The organism is Acinetobacter sp. CIP A162 (assembly GCF_000367905.1).
In the GTDB taxonomy this organism is placed as follows: Bacteria; Pseudomonadota; Gammaproteobacteria; order Pseudomonadales; family Moraxellaceae; genus Acinetobacter; species Acinetobacter lwoffii.
Genome location: NZ_KB849159.1, coordinates 574,676 through 591,554, shown reverse-complemented (window position 1 = coordinate 591,554; position 16,879 = coordinate 574,676). Strand labels below are relative to the sequence as shown.

14 protein-coding genes, 1 tRNA gene and 3 pseudogenes are annotated in these 16,879 nt (G+C 43.1%); 7 read left to right on the top strand and 11 right to left on the bottom strand.

What is annotated here, in order from left to right:
• Positions 1-6: 6 nt before the first annotated feature.
• Both F995_RS09190 and dsbD read right to left on the bottom strand, forming a co-directional pair.
• A complete protein-coding gene (locus F995_RS09190) occupies positions 7-855 on the bottom strand; it encodes a TlpA disulfide reductase family protein (RefSeq protein WP_004646568.1) in 849 nt (282 codons plus the stop codon).
• A pseudogene (gene dsbD, locus F995_RS09185) lies at positions 852-2,789 on the bottom strand (protein-disulfide reductase DsbD). Before dsbD ends, F995_RS09190 begins: the two are co-directional and overlap by 4 nt.
• 108 nt (positions 2,790-2,897) lie before the next feature.
• On the opposite strand from dsbD, the gene F995_RS09175 reads away from it, so the two are divergent.
• The 4 genes and pseudogenes from F995_RS09175 (at position 2,898) to F995_RS09165 (ending at position 6,532) form a co-directional block, all read left to right on the top strand.
• Positions 2,898-3,572 (top strand): response regulator, encoded by a 675-nt coding sequence (locus F995_RS09175; RefSeq protein ID WP_004646564.1) that lies wholly within the window; start codon positions 2,898-2,900, stop codon positions 3,570-3,572.
• On the top strand, positions 3,565-4,944 hold the full coding sequence (locus F995_RS09170; protein ID WP_004646563.1) for a sensor histidine kinase: 1,380 nt from the start codon (positions 3,565-3,567) through the stop codon (positions 4,942-4,944). Before F995_RS09175 ends, F995_RS09170 begins: the two co-directional genes overlap by 8 nt.
• A gap of 283 nt (positions 4,945-5,227) precedes the next feature.
• A pseudogene (locus tag F995_RS16355) lies at positions 5,228-5,374 on the top strand (IS5/IS1182 family transposase); the annotation flags it as partial.
• 174 nt (positions 5,375-5,548) lie between these two features.
• Positions 5,549-6,532, top strand: coding sequence for a potassium channel family protein (locus F995_RS09165; protein WP_004280160.1), 984 nt, complete (start codon positions 5,549-5,551; stop codon positions 6,530-6,532).
• Between the two features lie 114 nt (positions 6,533-6,646).
• Here the strand turns inward: F995_RS09165 and F995_RS09160 are convergent, their stop codons facing one another.
• The 6 genes from F995_RS09160 to arsC all read right to left on the bottom strand — a co-directional run bounded on the left by F995_RS09160 (position 6,647) and on the right by arsC (position 11,048).
• Positions 6,647-7,708 (bottom strand): ArsO family NAD(P)H-dependent flavin-containing monooxygenase, encoded by a 1,062-nt coding sequence (locus tag F995_RS09160; protein ID WP_004646562.1) that lies wholly within the window; start codon positions 7,706-7,708, stop codon positions 6,647-6,649.
• Positions 7,709-7,849: 141 nt separating this feature from the next.
• A complete protein-coding gene (gene arsH / locus F995_RS09155; protein ID WP_004280163.1) occupies positions 7,850-8,554 on the bottom strand; it encodes an arsenical resistance protein ArsH in 705 nt (234 codons plus the stop codon).
• 4 nt (positions 8,555-8,558) lie between these two features.
• The gene (arsB, locus tag F995_RS09150) at positions 8,559-9,599 is read right to left on the bottom strand and encodes an ACR3 family arsenite efflux transporter (protein ID WP_004280164.1); all 1,041 of its coding nucleotides are present in this window, start codon (positions 9,597-9,599) and stop codon (positions 8,559-8,561) included.
• Positions 9,600-9,604: 5 nt separating this feature from the next.
• On the bottom strand, positions 9,605-10,078 hold the full coding sequence (locus tag F995_RS09145; RefSeq protein ID WP_004646560.1) for an arsenate reductase ArsC: 474 nt from the start codon (positions 10,076-10,078) through the stop codon (positions 9,605-9,607).
• A gap of 6 nt (positions 10,079-10,084) precedes the next feature.
• A complete protein-coding gene (locus F995_RS09140) occupies positions 10,085-10,405 on the bottom strand; it encodes a metalloregulator ArsR/SmtB family transcription factor (protein WP_004646559.1) in 321 nt (106 codons plus the stop codon).
• A gap of 208 nt (positions 10,406-10,613) precedes the next feature.
• The gene (gene arsC / locus F995_RS09135) at positions 10,614-11,048 is read right to left on the bottom strand and encodes an arsenate reductase (glutaredoxin) (RefSeq protein ID WP_004646558.1); all 435 of its coding nucleotides are present in this window, start codon (positions 11,046-11,048) and stop codon (positions 10,614-10,616) included.
• A 167-nt stretch (positions 11,049-11,215) separates the two neighbouring features.
• Between arsC and F995_RS16995 the strand changes: the two are divergent.
• From F995_RS16995 to F995_RS09125, 3 genes and pseudogenes are all read left to right on the top strand, one after another.
• A pseudogene (locus F995_RS16995) lies at positions 11,216-11,457 on the top strand (S24 family peptidase); the annotation flags it as partial.
• An 81-nt stretch (positions 11,458-11,538) separates the two neighbouring features.
• Positions 11,539-11,829: a hypothetical protein gene (locus F995_RS09130; RefSeq protein WP_004646557.1), complete on the top strand. Its 291-nt coding sequence runs from the start codon at positions 11,539-11,541 to the stop codon at positions 11,827-11,829.
• Positions 11,830-12,688: 859 nt separating this feature from the next.
• Complete coding sequence (locus F995_RS09125; protein ID WP_004646556.1) at positions 12,689-13,633, top strand: sensor domain-containing diguanylate cyclase; 945 nt, start codon at positions 12,689-12,691, stop codon at positions 13,631-13,633.
• 630 nt (positions 13,634-14,263) lie between these two features.
• Here F995_RS09125 and F995_RS09120 read toward each other — a convergent pair.
• From F995_RS09120 to F995_RS09110, 3 genes are all read right to left on the bottom strand, one after another.
• Positions 14,264-14,680 (bottom strand): hypothetical protein, encoded by a 417-nt coding sequence (locus F995_RS09120; protein ID WP_228127478.1) that lies wholly within the window; start codon positions 14,678-14,680, stop codon positions 14,264-14,266.
• A 76-nt stretch (positions 14,681-14,756) separates the two neighbouring features.
• A tRNA-Val gene (locus F995_RS09115) sits at positions 14,757-14,833 on the bottom strand.
• 47 nt (positions 14,834-14,880) lie between these two features.
• Positions 14,881-16,875 (bottom strand): transglutaminase TgpA family protein, encoded by a 1,995-nt coding sequence (locus F995_RS09110; protein ID WP_004646554.1) that lies wholly within the window; start codon positions 16,873-16,875, stop codon positions 14,881-14,883.
• Positions 16,876-16,879: the final 4 nt, after the last annotated feature.

Sequence of the window (16,879 nt, the reverse complement as noted above, 5' to 3'; positions counted from 1 at the left end):
CGTTTTTTAAGGTTGATCTGAAATCCTGTTTAAATATTGCTGCAACATGGCCGGACTGAGTTCCCCCATATGCCGCTCGACCAGCTGACCTTGAGCATTAAAAAACAGCGTCGTTGGCAGGCCGAAACTATTCAGCTGCTGGGGTAGTTCACCATATGGGTCCAGCAGGACATGTTTAAATTGAAACTGATGTTTTCTTAAATAGGCATTTACGGTGGCTACCTCCTCACCCTGATTGAGCATGACAAAATTCACTTGAGGATGCTGCTTGGCTGCTTTAGCCAACACCGGCATTTCACGGTGACACGGCGGACACCAGCTCGCCCACAAATTAATTACCGTGGGCTGGCCAATGAATTGGCTGAGTGAAACCTTGTCTGTACCCAGACGCTCCTGTTCTAGTCCAGCAAAGGCGAGATCAGGAAACGCTGCTTCAGTTTTTAGACTGGATTTGAACGCGAGCCCAAGCCCGATCCAGAGTACCAATATGATCAACAAGATGGCTTTAAATCTGGTCTGCAGCTGTCTGTTTCGAATGACATACCACAAAGCACCAAGCAGCACCCCTCCCCATAAATGGAAACCTTTGTCCTGGATTTTCAGTATGTCGATGGGTGCTGCAAAATACAGCTCGGCATTGAGCAGAACGAAAATAAGACGCGCACCCAGCATCCCCAGCAAAAAACTGCTCCAGAGCAAATCCTGACTTTTCCCAAGCTGCTGTTTAGACCATGAATACTTTCTGGCTAATCCAAACAGGATGGCAGATAACAGCATCAAGCCAGTGGCAACAATAATAAGTGCCCAGGGCAACATCAAAGGTCCCAGATGCAGTGCATCACTGGAAATCATCATGGTTGCTCTCCTTGCAGTTGCTGCAATGTGCCTAGTAAATGTGTCGCGCTAAAGCTTCCGGTTAAACGCAAGTCTCGCTGTTCCTGATGCGCTGCATTTAGAAATATGAAGGTGGGTGGTCCGAGGATTTGCCATTCTTTTAGCAGCTCATCCTGACTTGGATGATAGTGGGTCAGGTCTAATTTGATACGAACCACATTTTGTAAAGCCGTCTGGACATCACTACGTGGAATCACATCCTTTTCAATCGGTTGACAGGCCACACACCAGTCTGCATAGACATCAATCACCACCGGGTGTGCAGGATGTTTAACTAAAACCTGTCGCAATTGTGCGGCGGTACTGACCTTCTGCCATTCAAGCCGTGATTTCACATGGGCGACCTGTACCTGACTCCAGACATGGTAGAGCTGCATGCCTCCTGCATAGACCAGTAAACCACTGAGCAGCATCAGGCCTATTTTCGCTACAGACCGATGCACATGAGGCAGCATCTTGAACAAGAAGTAGCCTGAACAGGTGATCAGTACCACACCCAAAAGGCTCAGGTATAAAATGCCGGGCAATAGTGGACGGGCGAAATACAAGGCCAGCGCCAGCATGACAAAGCCAAAACTAAACTTCAGGCGATCCATCCAGATACCAGGCTTGGGTAAAAGATGGGACCCAAATACGGCAGCAATAAATAGTGGCAAGCCCAGCCCAAGGCCTAAGACGAACAGATAACTGGCTCCCAGCATTGGTTGATTAAGCTGAGACACATAGATTAAGGCACCGGCCAACGGTGCACTCATACATGGCCCGACAATCAGTGCCGCGATCATGCCCATAAGACCGGCACCAATCAGCGTGCCACCCTTCTGCTTTTGCTGCCATTGATCCAGACGCTGCAACATGCCTTGGGGTAAGGACAGCTGAAATGCTCCGAACAGATTAAGTGCGAACAAAACAAACAGAATGCTGAAAATACTGATGAATACCGGACTTTGAAACCAGCGCTGAAAACTGTAACCGAGCTGTGCCACAGCAAGTCCCATGACCGCATAGACCAGTGCCATACCCAAAACGAAAACCAGTGCAATCAGTGCCGCACGGTAGCCCCGGTGCTGCTGAACCAGAATTCCCGTTAAAATTGGAATTAAAGGTAAAGAACATGGTAAAAATGCCAGCAGAATGCCAAGCCCGAGAAAAATCAGGGCATTAATTAACAGACCTTGTTCTGACAGCAGACTTAAAAAATACTGGTCATTGTTCCACTGGCTATTCATGCCTGCTGACGAAGTTTGATTTTTAGGGTCTGCAATGAGCTGGTCATTTTTCTCTGTTAATTCCACCTCAGGCTGCACCACAGGTTCAGAAACTGCAGCGACTTGTATTTCCTCTACCTTTTCTTCGGTCAATGCTTTATCTGTACTTGGAGTTTGCTCTATAGCTTGGAGCTCATCTTTCTGAGCAGTCAGAATTTTTTCGTTTGCTTCTGGCGGTACAGTGCTGGTCAGCAGTTTTGGGGTTTTGCTCAAGTTTTGCGCTGGAAATAAACCATCTGCATCAGTTTTTACTGTGGTGCGTTGTACCGGATAACATAAACCGCTTTCTGCACAGCCCTGCCACTGCACCACAAACTTCTAGTTGGGCTGAACCTTCATATTGGTTTTGACTTGCCCATAATGGACCTGGGTCAAACCGAAATTGGGGTCATCTTTGTCTTCGGGTTTGGGCAGTGCCAACTTGACTGGGGTCTGCTGATGAGACACTTTAAGCTGGTCATGATACAAGTAATAGCCATCTGCGATTTTCCAGCTAAGCTCTGCCTGATCCTGGCTTGTAGAAACCACCTGAAACTGAAATGCCTGATCTGGTGGTAAAAAGTCTGCATGTGCAGTTCCCGTCATGATTCCACCGCCGATCACGGCACCCAATATCCACGTCAACATCCAGCTGATCTCCTCCTGTTAGGACTGCATTATTGAAAAACTAAAATTAAGGCAACATTAACAGCCCAAATCATTTATAAAATAATGGCAGTTTGATCAGGATGTTCTATGTTTATTGTATTGGTTGAGGATGATCCCTATATCGCACAGAGCATTTGTGCTGCTCTGAACTATCTGAATATTTCAGTGGAGCATGTCAGTAACGCACGTGCTGCAGATTATTTTATCCGGCATAGTGCAGTCGATTTGTGTTTACTGGATTTAGGCCTGCCGGATCAGGATGGCCTGGACTTGCTGCACAGCTGGCGGCGCGACCAGATTGATCTCCCGGTACTGGTATTGACGGCGCGGCTGCGGACCGATCAGTGTGTTCAGGCCCTGAATGCCGGTGCCGATGACTATCTGACCAAACCCTTTGAACTGGAGGAACTGATTGCCCGGATTCATGCCCTCACCCGTCGCCACCGCGGCTTTGCCTCCAATACCCTGCAATTTGATGAACTGGTTCTAAATCGGGATACCCAGACTGTGATCTATCAAGACCAGACCGTGAATTTATCTCGCCGTGAATTCAGCCTGCTGGAAACCCTGATGAGCCACCCCAACCAGATCCTGAAAAATGAACAGCTTATTGACAAGCTCTATGGTTTTCAGGACTCTATAGAGAGCAATGCCCTGAATGTACACATTTATCACCTGAGACAAAAACTGCATCCAGATTTAATTCAGACCATTCGTGGTGTGGGATATATTTTCAAACCGTTTGAGCAGCGTCATGTTTAGTCACAGCTTGAAATGGCGTTTGGTCATGAGCCTTTTGGCCATGTTTATTGTGCTGTGGAGTGCAGTATTTTCATGGCTGTATATTGACCTGAAACAACGCTTACAAGACACACTGGATCAACGCTTATCGGCATCTGCACAAATGGTTGCCCGGCTGATTCAGCAGTTACCACTGGATAGTCTGGGGGATGCAACATTATCCAAATTAGCCAAGAATGATGATGCAAACCAGTTAATTGCCTGTGAAGTCTCTCTTTTTAGCTCTGACATCTCGTTAGGCAATCAGGTGATTGCCAAAACACGCGGTGCCCCCCCAAATTTAAGCCAGCGACCACAAGGATTCAGCACCTGGCAGCAGGATAATACAGAATGGCGCAGTTATGTTCTGCGTCGTGGTGATATTCAGGTAGTGGCGGCAGAACGTATGTTCTTGAGGGATACGCTACTACAGCAGATTCTGCAGTCGGTACTGGTTCCCTTGGTCTTCTCACTGCTGATCTGTATTGCCCTGATCATCTTTATTATCCGCAGACAGTTCCGGTCTTTGGATCAGCTCAGTCAATACCTGAACCAGAAAAACCTTAGCTATTCAGAGGTGGCAGATTTTTTAATGCAGCTCAAGCCTGCAAGTATTCCCCAAGAAGTACAGCCTTTTGTCAACAATTCCACGCAGTTGATTCAAAAACTCAATGACAGTCTGCAACAGGAGAAAGCCTTTAGTGCCTATGCTGCACATGAATTACGCAGTCCCCTGACTGCAATTAAAACCCATGTACAACTGGCCCAGCTGATCGGTCAGCAGCAGCACCTGCCTGAATCCATTCAGCATAATTTGCAGCAGGCCAATGAGAGTATCCGGCGTTATACGCTGTTACTCGAGCAGCTTTTATTGCTGACCCAATCAGAAAACAGTATCCAGGCAATGCCTGAGGCCATCTGGCTTCGCCCCACACTTGAGAAAGTTCTTGCAGACTTAGGTACACGCTATCCAGAAATGAACAAAAAAATACAAGTAAACTGGGACAACTTGGGCGAAATTCAGCTGCCTGAATTTGTGCTGTATACCGTACTGAAAAATCTGCTTGAAAATGCCCTGCTGCATGCACAGGCTGCCCATATCTGGATTTCCATGCAGTCTGGTTGCCTAGTGATTGAAGATGATGGACAGCAACTGACAGCACAGGATATCCAACATTTAGGACAACGCTTCTGGCGCAAATCTGCTCAGCAGCACGGCCATGGTTTAGGACTGGCATTGACCGCTAACCTGTTAAAACAGTATGGCTATCAGCTCTCTTTCAATGCCCGACAGCCCTATGGGCTTCGCATTGAAATCAATTCAATACATTCGAAAACCCTAGAGATTTTTTGAAATAAAAATTCTTACTTTTCAACATCCAATAAAGATATCACCAATTCAAATCACTTCCTTTGTTTATACAAATAACTTTTTCTTCAACAAAAACCTTCTCTGTATTCTCAAGTTTATGATCAGGCGATCACAACGCACTTTTAATTTTTAGCATAGAAACAGGTATAAAAATAATAAGACCCCTCTATGAAAACAAAAATGCCAGAGAAAAAAGATCACTTGATGCAACTAGGCCTGTCACCAATTAGCTTAAAAAAATCTAATCTGTCCTCATTATTTTTTCATGACTAAACGCTATGCATTAAGAGATGATCAGTGGGAACAGATTAAGGATCTGTTGCCCGGACGAGCAAGTACTGTTTGAGTAACTGCCAAAGACAACAGGGTATTTGTTGAAGCAGTATTGTATCGGTATCGTTCAAGTATTCCGTAGTGAGATTTACCAGAATGCTTTGGGGGTTTTAGAGTCGTGCACACTCGCTTTAGCCCTAAAAATCCAGGATAATCACCACCCCACAGTTCTGATTAATTTTTTAAAAATTTCCTTTCGATGGCCGGGCTTGCGCTAAACTCAAAGCATCTTATCGCACCGTAATGCACTGTTATGGAATTCAAGGCCTGGTATAAGCTTCGCAGATTTATTTATGACAATTTGCATAATGAAGAACACGAAAGCATCTTAAGTCGCGTCATCAATATATTTCTGATTATATTGATTATTGGGAATACTGCTGCCGTTTTACTTGAATCAATCAATGACCTCTATCAATCCTATCAGCTGCTGTTTGATGCCTTTGAATTATTCTCGATCTTTATTTTTACCCTGGAATATTTATTAAGATTTTGGGCCATTGCGGAAAAAGACCCCTTTGAAGGTGCATGGAAAAACCGATGGTTATGGATCCGTAGTGGCGGTGCCATCATTGACCTGTTGGCGATTCTCCCGGCCTATATTAACTTCTTTGTGCATCTCGATTTACGCTTCCTGCGAATCCTTCGATTATTCAGATTACTTAAATTAACCCGTTATTTCGTCTCCCTGCAGATTTTATTGCGGGTGATCAAGCGCGAAAAGGGCTCATTTCAGGCGGTTATTTTTATCCTGCTGATCATGATCATCATCGCGGCGGCTGGAGTATATGTGGTTGAAAATAAGGCTCAACCAGAAGTCTTTAGCTCCATCCCTGCATCCATGTGGTGGGCAGTGGTGACACTGACCACGGTCGGCTATGGCGATGTGACACCAATCACCCCCTTAGGCCGCTTTCTAGGGGCTTTAATTACTATTTTAGGGGTGGGTCTGGCAGCGCTTCCTGCGGGTATTCTGGCAAATGGTCTGGCCAATGAGCTGAGACAGCGCAAGCACAAACTGGAATTAAGATTTCGTGAACTGCTCGATGATGCAGAAATTGACTTAATTGAAGATCAAGAAAAAATTGAAATTTTACGTAAAGAAGTCGGACTGAGCAAAGAACAAATGCAGGATATCCTGTTAGAACTTATTCATGAGCGTAAGAAAGAACAACTCGAGCAGGAAAAAAACAAATATTTCTTCTGTCCACATTGTGGGCATAAGTTACCTGATTAAATTCGAACGTCAATGCAAGCGTATCATCACGAGCATCAGACCATCGGGTATGATGCTCGTTGCAGACAGATACTATTCACTCAATCCACTCGACTGAATCAGGATCAAATCCTCTCAGGCCAAAAATGCAGCGATGTCTTCCGCTACTGCCCGAGCTGTCCGGGAAACCCCGACCAGCGTGGCCGAAGCAGCACCGGTCCATTCTCCATAGCCCACCAGCCATAAATTTGGTACCTGAACAGAGCGGCCATTCTGAACCGCAATGGTCTGGTCCGGCTGGATAATTCCGAGGCTGCTGAGGTGATTCAGCGCCGCCTTAAATCCTGTACACCAGATCACCACATCCACATGCGCTGTGCTGCCATCTTCCCAAATCACGCCATGTTCTGTAAAAGCTGAAAATGGACGCCTGCTCTGCAAAATGCCTCGCTCACGTGCATCTTTAACTGAATCAATCATGACAATATCACCCAACCCCCCAATGGGCTGCTCAATCTTTCTACCTTCCTGCTGGGCTTTCAGGCGCTCAGTCGCCCTTAAGAACAGGACACGGCCATCGACATCATCTGCCAGAAACTGCGGCGGTGTCTGGGTGATCCAAAGCGTTTCGGCCACCTGAGATACTTCTGCCAAGATTTGTGCACCAGAGTTACCGCCACCCACCACCATGACTTTCTTGGTTTTAAATAACTCAGCATTTTTATAATCTGCGGAATGCAGTTGTACGCCCTGAAAATGCTCACGGCCGGCATACTCGGGAATAAATGGTTGGCTCCATGTCCCTGTAGCGCTTACCACCGCTTTGGCTTTCCAGGATTGTTCCCCGGCATAAACCTCTAAATACTGGCCCTTACTTTCCACGCGTTCCACACGCACCGGACGAACTACAGGAAAGTGATAGCGCTGCTCATAGGCGGTCAAATAATCGATCACCTCATTGCGGGTCGGATAGGTCTGTTCGGTCGCCGGCATCATCCAGCCTGACAGCGAACTCCAGCTATTCGGGGAGAAAAGGCGCAAGGACTCCCAGGCATGCTGCCAGGCACCTCCAGGCTGAGGCTGATCATCTAGGATGATAAACGGAATGTTCTTACGCTTTAAGAAATAAGCCGTGGACAAACCGGCCTGTCCACCACCGATGATGATCACATCAACTTCAGCTTGTAATTGAGCCAAAATATTTCCCCCCTTCTTTATTGTCATCAAATAAAAACCCAGCCTGCTTATCAGACTGGGCGTATTTCATAAAATTTTCAAGCGTTTAAATTAGCCTTCCATTGCTCAAGATACTTTTCAGTCTCTCTGATCACCTAGAATTTATAAACTACGCTGATTTACCCGTTTGGAAAGCTCTTCAGCCGATTCCTTGCGTTCCGAATAACGGTTGGTCAAATAAGCACTTTGCCCACGGGTTAGTAAAGTAAACTTATACAGTTCTTCCATCACATCGACAATCCGGTCATAGAATGCTGATGGCTTCATTCGTCCATCTTCTTCAAATTCCAGGAATGCTTTTGGAATTGAAGACTGATTTGGAATCGTGATCATCCGCATCCAACGCCCCAAAACACGCATCTGGTTCAGACTATTAAAGGACTGTGATCCCCCACTGACTTGCATCAAGGCAAGGGTTTTTCCCTGAGTGGCACGAATTGCACCCCCTGCCAGAGGAATCCAGTCAATCTGCGATTTAAAGATGGAACTCATAGAACCATGGCGTTCCGGTGAACACCACACCATACCTTCAGCCCATGCCAGAAGCTCATGCAGTTCTTTTACTTTTGGATGTTCAGTATCAGCATCTTCCGGTAAAGGTAGCCCTTTCGGATGGAAGATTTTTACTTCTGCCCCAAAATATTCAAGGATTCGACCAGCTTCAAGAACTGCAAGGCGACTGTAAGAACGTTCCCGATTAGACCCATAGAGCAGTAAAATCCGAGGAGGATGAGCTAGTTCTTTGGCTTGGACTTTTTCAAAGGTGGGTTGTTCAATAAGATTTGGATCTACGTTAGGCAGGTTCATCGGATCAAGCCTCTTTAAAATATTTCTTTCTTAGCCACAGTGAAACACTCACTAAAGCAATTAACACAGGTACTTCAACCAATGGCCCAATAATCGTGGTAAAAGCAACTGGCGAAGCGATACCAAAAGTTGCAATAGCGACTGCAAGTGATAATTCAAAATTATTTCCAGCCGCAGTAAATGAGATTGCAGCAGTTTTTGGATAATCATTGCCCATCCATTTACTCATAAAGAAGCTAATAAAGAACATGGCCACAAAGTAAATGATTAAAGGAATCGCGATGCGTAAAACTTCCAGTGGAAGACTTACGACATCACCTCCTTTTAAGCTAAACATCGCCAAAATCGTAAACAGCAAAGCCATCAAACTCAGCGGGCTGATTTTTGGAATGAACTTGTTTTGATACCATTCTACGCCTTTTTGTTTCACCAAAATTAAGCGCGTTAAGAAACCCAATAAGAACGGAATTCCAAGATAAACCAGAACAGCATGGGTAATGGTCCAGAAGCTAAGATTGATCACTTGAGCTTCAATACCAAAATATGGCGGAAGGAAGGTCAGGAATAACCAGGCATAGGTACTGAAGAATAAAATCTGGAAAATACTGTTAAACGCCACCAATGCTGCAACATATTGGTTATCACCACAGGCCAGACCATTCCACACCAGTACCATGGCGATACATCGAGCTAAACCAATCAGGATCACGCCTGTCATATACTCTGGATAGCTATGCAAAAAAATCACAGCCAACGCAAACATCAGTACCGGAGCAATCAACCAGTTTTGAATTAAAGATAGCGTCAGGGTTTTCTTATCCTTAAACACTTGCGGCAAGGTCGCATAATCCACTTTTGCCAGGGGTGGATACATCATCAGAATCAGACCAATCGCGATTGGAATATTGACTGAATTAATACTGAATTGATCCAGAGCAACCGATGCTTGAGGAAAAAAGTTTCCTATGGCGATGCCTAACGCCATGGCAATAAAAATCCAGAGCGTCAGGTTGCGATCTAAAAAGGACATGCGTTTTTCAGACATGTGACTTACTCAACATTCGAAATTTGATTAATCGCTGCAATCAATTGCGAGCGAGAAAGCTCATTTACGTTAAGTTTAAACAAAGCATCCAGGCGACGATTGATATGTTCAACAGTGCTCATAAAGGCTTTCATTTTTTCTTCTTTATCCACCTCTAAATGGGACGGATCAGACAGGCCCCAGTGCGCCTTGATCGCTCCGCCAAGATAAAGAGGACACGCTTCCTGTGCTGCCGCATCACAGACGGTAATCACCACGTCTAGCTGATACTGTTCACAGGCATCAATGCTTTTGCTGGATAAGCCTTCAGTCGACAAGCCCAGATTGTGCAGGGTTTCAAGCGTCAAGGGATGCACCTGACCGGAAGGTTTGCTGCCGGCACTGTAAGCGACCCAGCCTTCTGGCGCACGGCTATTGAACAACACTTCAGAGAGAATGCTGCGGCAACTGTTCCCCGTACATAAAAACAAAAATTTCATGAAAACTTACTCGCAATGGCTCTGAATCGATAGAGCGGAAGAATCAAATAAAACCGGAACCTCACTAGCTTTTAGCACGTCCAGAATTTCAAAACACCAGGCCGGCAATTGCTGATTAATGCTGTAGTACACCCACTGGCTTTGCCGGCGATCGTTGAGTAAACCACAAGAACGTAACAAGGCCAGATGACGTGAAATTTTCGGCTGGCTTAACTGCAGTTTATCGGTCAGATCACAGACGCATTGCTCTTTGTTTTGTGCAATTAGCAGGACAATACTGAGACGTGTTTCATCAGATAAACATTTAAAAAACTGAACGTGGTCCATAATTGCTCCCATTTTTTATGCAAATATACACATATCCATATATATGGTAAAGATGACCTGTCAAAAATGATATCCAGATCAGAATATGCCTACCAGAAAGCGCTCGCTTGAACAATTTCCCGCTTTTTCCGATATAGATCATCGTCAATGTGTTTTTCAGATAAAAAAGCTCCAATCAAGTTGAAGCTTTTTCGCATGGGGGGACACTTTATTTTACCCGATTGCCCTGTTCATCCACGATGATTTCACCGTCTTCTTTGGCAAAGGCTTTTAATTGTGGCAAAGGCAGAATATCCAGTACCACTTCCGATGGACGGCATAATCGGGTTCCAAACTCGGTAACCACCAACGGGCGATTGATCAGGATCGGATGTTGCAGCATGGCATCCAGCAGTTTCTCATCGCTCCAGCCGGCATCATCCAGATTCAGCTCGGTGTAGGGATCGACATTTTTACGGAGCACTTCACGAACCGTCAAACCGGCATCCCGAATCATGTTGACCAGCTGATCTTTCGAGGGTGGCGTAAGCAGATATTCGATCACTTCCGGCTCAATTCCCGCATTGCGAATTAACGCCAGCGTATTGCGTGAGGTGCCACAGGCCGGGTTATGATAAATTTGGACTTTTGGCATTTGATTCATGAGCTTCCCTCTTATCGACGAATCATAGCTTTATATATGAATATACGCATATTCGCAATATAAAATATATGTGCTTTATGAATACAATCTGAGATGGGGACTCCAAAACCATTGGAAACAGTTTTAAAATGAGGCTGTCTTATGTCTAGGATACTGGGAGCAGTCCAGTTGATCCGGATGCTTATTACGGAGACATGCAATCTGATGACATTATTATGGTTCGTTACGGTGATGATGCTACTTTCAAAAATTAGTTATTGAGACAAATGGAAAAAGATATCTTCAGGCTCTAAGTCCAGAGTTCAAGCCAAATATTATTGAGTTAAACAACCAATGTATATTTGTAGGTCAGGTAGTTAACTGTATACGCTATGTTTATCGAGCGAGAACAAGATTTAGAAAGAATTAACAAAAGCCAATATATTCAGCGTTGTCTAAATTGATAAAATCGCCGTTTTCTACAGAAAATTTAAGATTGTTAAGGATTGAAGTGAATATTCAAAATGATTTACCAGAACTAAGTAATTACAGTGAGTTAAGCAGTAAAGAGCAATTAACTATCCATCAAATCCTTATTTCGTACGTACGCTCAGATCACCTCTATAATATTATCTTGACCCATAATGTTGAACCTTACGACTTAGTTAAACTTGTAAGTATTAGTTTTGAGAATAGAGATGCTGCTATCTGGGTTCATTTTGAAACTATTACAGCTGAGAGACTGACAATGCCTCTCGATTTTATTTCAAGAATAGAAGTATGTAATTACGAAGTTTTTTAAGACTAGAATCGAGTCCCCCTAGCGGGGGGATTTATGTTAAATAAGATCTAAGACAAAATAGAAATACTCCTGGTAACATACATAAGAAGCCAGCAGCTTTTGCAGCCATATAATTCTTGACCTTTTTATGGGAAATATGTGGTCTAAAAATTATCCCTGTAAAACATCATATAAATCCTATAATTATTAGAAACGATGACATGATTTTAATCACTTATTTTTCTAAGTTCATATTAAACAATCCGATATGTACGAGTTCTCTTTTATAAGATTCTCTATATAATTCAAAGTTAAATAACAATAAACTTTATATTTTTTCTTATATGTGAAGCTTATCCCAAAAAATTTAAAGGAAACTATATACCAGCTCTTATAAGATTGTCCCCCCCAATGCGTACAATGAAGATAAACTGTTGAATGATTTGGATAAATCACTAAATTAATATAAATATTATTATAATATAAAGGGTTAGACACTTTTCCTTTCGACTTTACAATTTCCTTTCGTTGTTAATAATTAAGATACATTTAAAATGCTTCTTTAGAACTATAATTTTGAAAATTTTTTGGTAGCTTCGATTCATTATGACTTTTTATATATTTCTAATACTTATGAATATCGCAGCTATAATGGCAGTGATTGCATTTTTTCATAAGTAATAAGAAAATTACATCTTGGTATTTCTAACCGCAGGCTAATTTTAAATTTCATTATAAAAATAAATTTCTTTAAGTATTATTTTTAGTATAAATTTCACACATTTCTATATAATACCTATTTTAGGCTCCCGTTTATAAGAATTACTCATATATTGGGTATTTCGCATATATATTCTTACTGTTGCAGTAGGTTCACTTCATGAATAATATTAACTTTAATAACTTTGAAGAAGCTGGCCAAGCCATTTTAAAATTCTTATCTCAACGCTTTGGCTTCAAATTGTGGATGATTACTCGTACTGAGGGTGACGACTGGATTGTATTATTGAGTGAAGATAATGGCTATAACGTTAAGCCCGGACAAGTATTTCATTGGGCAGACTCATTCTGCTCACACATGGTACAAAGTAATATGCCTCGTATTGCTCCCTATTCACCTGATATTCAAGTTTACGCAGATGCACCTATAAATCACCTAGTCTCAATTAAAGCCTATATCGGCCAACCTCTGTATAAAGAAGATGGCTCTCTTTTTGGCACTCTATGTGCAATTGATCCCGAACCTCAACCTAAAATTCTTGTTGAAGATGCTCCATTATTCGAGTTGATAGCAAAGGTACTCAGTTATACGATTCAAGCTGATATGAAAGCTGCTGAGTACATACGTAAAGCTGAGCGTTTTGAAATAGAAGCAATGTCCGACCCAATGACTGGACTTTTCAACCGTCGTGCTTGGGATGAGCTTATTATCAAAGAGGAAGAGCGCTGTAAGCGTTATGGTCACCCTACTGCTATTCTTATGATAGACCTTAATGATCTTAAGATCACAAATGATACTCTGGGTCATGCTGCAGGTGATGAGCTCATTCAAAGAATGGCTTTAGCTCTCAAAAACACGGTACGTAGTAATGATATTATCGCTCGCTTAGGAGGTGATGAGTTTGCTGTGATGACCATTGAAACTAACTTAGAGCATGCGAAGAAGCTTGCATCAAGAATTCAAAATACTTTTACAAAAGTTGGAATTAGTGCTGCAATTGGCTTTGCAATGCGTAATCCAACCTTTGGGTTAGCTGAAGCTATCAAAGAAGCAGATGCAAAGATGTATCAGAATAAAGTTATGGTCAAATCGAGTAGCCATTAATTAAACTACTTACCCGATGCAGTCTTTGTATCTGGTAAGGCCTTATCTACAATCTGAAGATGTACTATTGAAATAATTCAATACAACCGAAAACCCTAGAGATTTTTTTGAAATAAAAACTATTATTTTTCATATCATTAAGAGCTTTAATCCGTTTTAATTCTGCACTTAGCCCTATCAAAATTGCGACTTTTCCAACAAAAATCCTGCAGTTTATTCCCAGGTTTTTGATCAAACGGTTAGGATCAACAATTTACTTTTATCATGAAGACTGATTATAAAAATAATAAAAGTCCATGCCAAAAAACCTTAAGTTCGCCAGCGAGCGCCGTAGTGACCAACGTAAAAAAGTCATACAAGCCGAAATGCTGCAGGCCCAAACATTTATACAGATCTATCTGCTCTTACCCTTCTTCTTTAAGGCATATCAGCATCAGCAACATCTTACGATGCGCAAACCCTAGAAGATGTCATCTAGCATGAAGCAAGCGCTGTGCGTGATAAAAAATTGACTGAACCTACACTGCGAATCTGCCTGTAGCTGATCAGCCTATTCCAGCCGAGTACAACGCAAGTGCAGCACTTCAATCAATTTATTAATTTGCGGAACTTTGAGCTGAAATATTTAAGCTAAATGTCATGAATAGACATATCTGCCAGTGCACCAAACTTTTCATCAAACGGCGCTAATTGTTCTTTGACGTATTTGGATCCGCGAAGTTTACGGCCATGCTTATCATAGTATTTATGAAAAAGTGTTTTGAAGGGATAGTACTGTTTTATGCTCAAGTCTTCCGCCATCTGATTGACCTTCGCTTCAAGCATCTTTTGAGCTACCCCTTGCTCACATTCTTTTGCGGTATCACGAGTTGCTGAAGAACGTTTTCCATTGATCATTAGTTCAATGTAGTAGGCCGAACCGCGCTTTCTGGGCTTGGGTAATTTCATGACGTAATTTCCAAAATTCTTGACGTAAACTTGACGTAAATTTAACGGCAATAACTGCATAAAATACGGGTTTTGCAGATAGTGCGGATAACGGCTCACTTTACTCAAGGCATTAAAAAAAGGCTTTAAGCTACTGTTTTCGCTTAAAACCCTTATAACATAACGTTTAGAATCTTGGTAGGTATAAGCAGACTCGAACTGCTGACCTCTACGATGTCAACGTAGCGCTCTAACCAACTGAGCTATACACCTAGAATGCTTGGCATATTATAAATTTTTCCGACCGAAAACAAGCCTTTTCATTTAGTTTTTAAAACGTCCGCGCAAGTTTTAAGCAAATCCTTGAATTTTTTCAATTCTTGTTCAGTTATTGGGGTTCCCGAATAAAGATTTTTTTCAAAAACCTGTATAGCTTGAATAAAGGCAGTCTGGTTTTCAATCTGAACCTGTTGAGATAAACGCTGCATCCAGTGATGAAAAGTTTCAGCAGACTGTTTTTTGAGATCGTCAGCTAAAGATTGATTCAGCTGCTGAATAGCGCGATCTAATGGAGATTGAGCCTGTCGGGCTTTCAGATAAATTCTGAAGACATAGGCCAAAATCAGTAGCACAATATTGCCCAGCAAAATTATGACACTCGAATAAACTGAACCGAGTCCTAATTTTGATAACCAGCTCTGTTGTGATTCTGCATTATAACCCACCACCTTACTTTGCCATTGGTAGCTGGCATAATCGCTCCAAACGCGTAGTTTGGTGACCCATAGATTATGCTGCGAGTTCCAGGTCGACTGATTTGCCGATACCCATGCATCCTGAGAAAGCAGATTTTGCATGCCATCATCTATACGCTGTGGAGCGATCATCGCGGTTGGATCAAAGCGTTGCCATCTCTGGTCAATCCAGACTTCTGTCCAGGCATGAGCATCCATTTGTCGGACTTCCCAGCTCATGCGATCTGGTGCCAACTCCCCACCCTGATAGCCGGTGACGACCCGTGCAGGAATCCCGACATAACGCATCAACATCACGAAACTCGAGGCATAGTGTTCACAAAAACCTTGCCGGGAATTAAACAGGAATTCATCAATCCGGTTTTGCCCCAGTTGGCCCGGCTTCAGGGTATAAATAAAGTTATTCTGCTGATACCAATTCAAGACTTGCTGCACATAACGCCGAGGATCTTCCGCACTTTGCGCATATAGACGTTGTGCTAATTGTTGCGCTCTCGGGTCAAGTCGGCGCTGCACCTGAGTATTCGTTCTTTCGATATATTGCGTTGGCAAAGCCTGAGGATCATATGCTGTCCCGACCCACTGTAACGAAATCGGTTCAACACGTTGCGTGAGCCGTCTCGGCACAATGCTCCAATCCTGACGGTTATAATAACGGCGTTCCACAGGTATCGATTTTTCCAACCCCATGATCCAGAACACCGAAGGATCCGCAGCCAGATATTGGTAGTTCCAGCCTGTAGGTACGGGTGAAGTATCCATCGGTTGTCGCATTAAAGGCTGCTGATTGACGAAACTGCTGGTCCAGCGTTGCCCATCATATTCATCTAGCACCAACGCTCGCCAATAGAGTTCTGAGCGTGGCGGAAGCTTGCTGATATCACCAATAATCCGGAAAGCAAGGGCACTGGATTGGGATAATTCAGCAATATCCCCAGGTGACATACTATCGCCAATGCCGGTCACACCCTTATTTTCAGGAATGGGAATATGCCAAAGTGGTGGCAAGCGCGGAAAGAAAATAAACAGCAAGATAAAAAATGGAACAGCGTACAAGATAAACTTGCCCACATGTTTGGCATCCTGTTGCAATGCTGCGCGCTGAGTGATCTGCTCCTGCTCAAAATCGCTAGTCTGAATCCGGTACAAACCAATCAGACAGCTGATTAAACACAGCACGATCACAATCGCCATCCCAAAAGATTGGCTATATAGGAATGAGCTGGCAGCAACAAACAGGGCAAAATTAAACAGAATAATCAGGTCACGTTTATTTTTACTTTCCAGTGATTTAGCAAATAAAAAAGTAGATAAAACTGCTACCCCAGCCTCAACACCAATAAAACTATGATGGCTCAAATAAATACTGCCGAGTGCCAAAGCCGTCAGTAGAAAAGTGCCCGTTTTGGGAAATGGCTGCTGACGTTTCAGGAAAATCCAGATACATACAATACTAATCGCAAAAATAATACTGAGTAGAACCGGAATAAATGCCATCTGGGCGATGAGAATCAGGCCCAAAGTCAACACAATCGAGGTACGGATTTTTGCATTGATCATGAAT

Bases quoted from the DNA above. Each gene is read 5' to 3' on its own strand.
- arsC (WP_004646558.1), bottom strand. From the start codon at position 11,048: ATGAATCAAATGCCAAAAGTCCAAATTTATCATAACCCGGCCTGTGGC.
- arsH (WP_004280163.1), bottom strand. From the start codon at position 8,554: ATGAACCTGCCTAACGTAGATCCAAATCTTATTGAACAACCCACCTTT.
- arsB (WP_004280164.1), bottom strand. From the start codon at position 9,599: ATGTCTGAAAAACGCATGTCCTTTTTAGATCGCAACCTGACGCTCTGG.
- F995_RS09125 (WP_004646556.1), top strand. From the start codon at position 12,689: ATGAATAATATTAACTTTAATAACTTTGAAGAAGCTGGCCAAGCCATT.
- F995_RS09165 (WP_004280160.1), top strand. From the start codon at position 5,549: ATGGAATTCAAGGCCTGGTATAAGCTTCGCAGATTTATTTATGACAAT.
- F995_RS09170 (WP_004646563.1), top strand. From the start codon at position 3,565: ATGTTTAGTCACAGCTTGAAATGGCGTTTGGTCATGAGCCTTTTGGCC.
- F995_RS09190 (WP_004646568.1), bottom strand. From the start codon at position 855: ATGATGATTTCCAGTGATGCACTGCATCTGGGACCTTTGATGTTGCCC.
- F995_RS09110 (WP_004646554.1), bottom strand. From the start codon at position 16,875: ATGATCAATGCAAAAATCCGTACCTCGATTGTGTTGACTTTGGGCCTG.
- F995_RS09145 (WP_004646560.1), bottom strand. From the start codon at position 10,078: ATGAAATTTTTGTTTTTATGTACGGGGAACAGTTGCCGCAGCATTCTC.
- F995_RS09175 (WP_004646564.1), top strand. From the start codon at position 2,898: ATGTTTATTGTATTGGTTGAGGATGATCCCTATATCGCACAGAGCATT.
- F995_RS09140 (WP_004646559.1), bottom strand. From the start codon at position 10,405: ATGGACCACGTTCAGTTTTTTAAATGTTTATCTGATGAAACACGTCTC.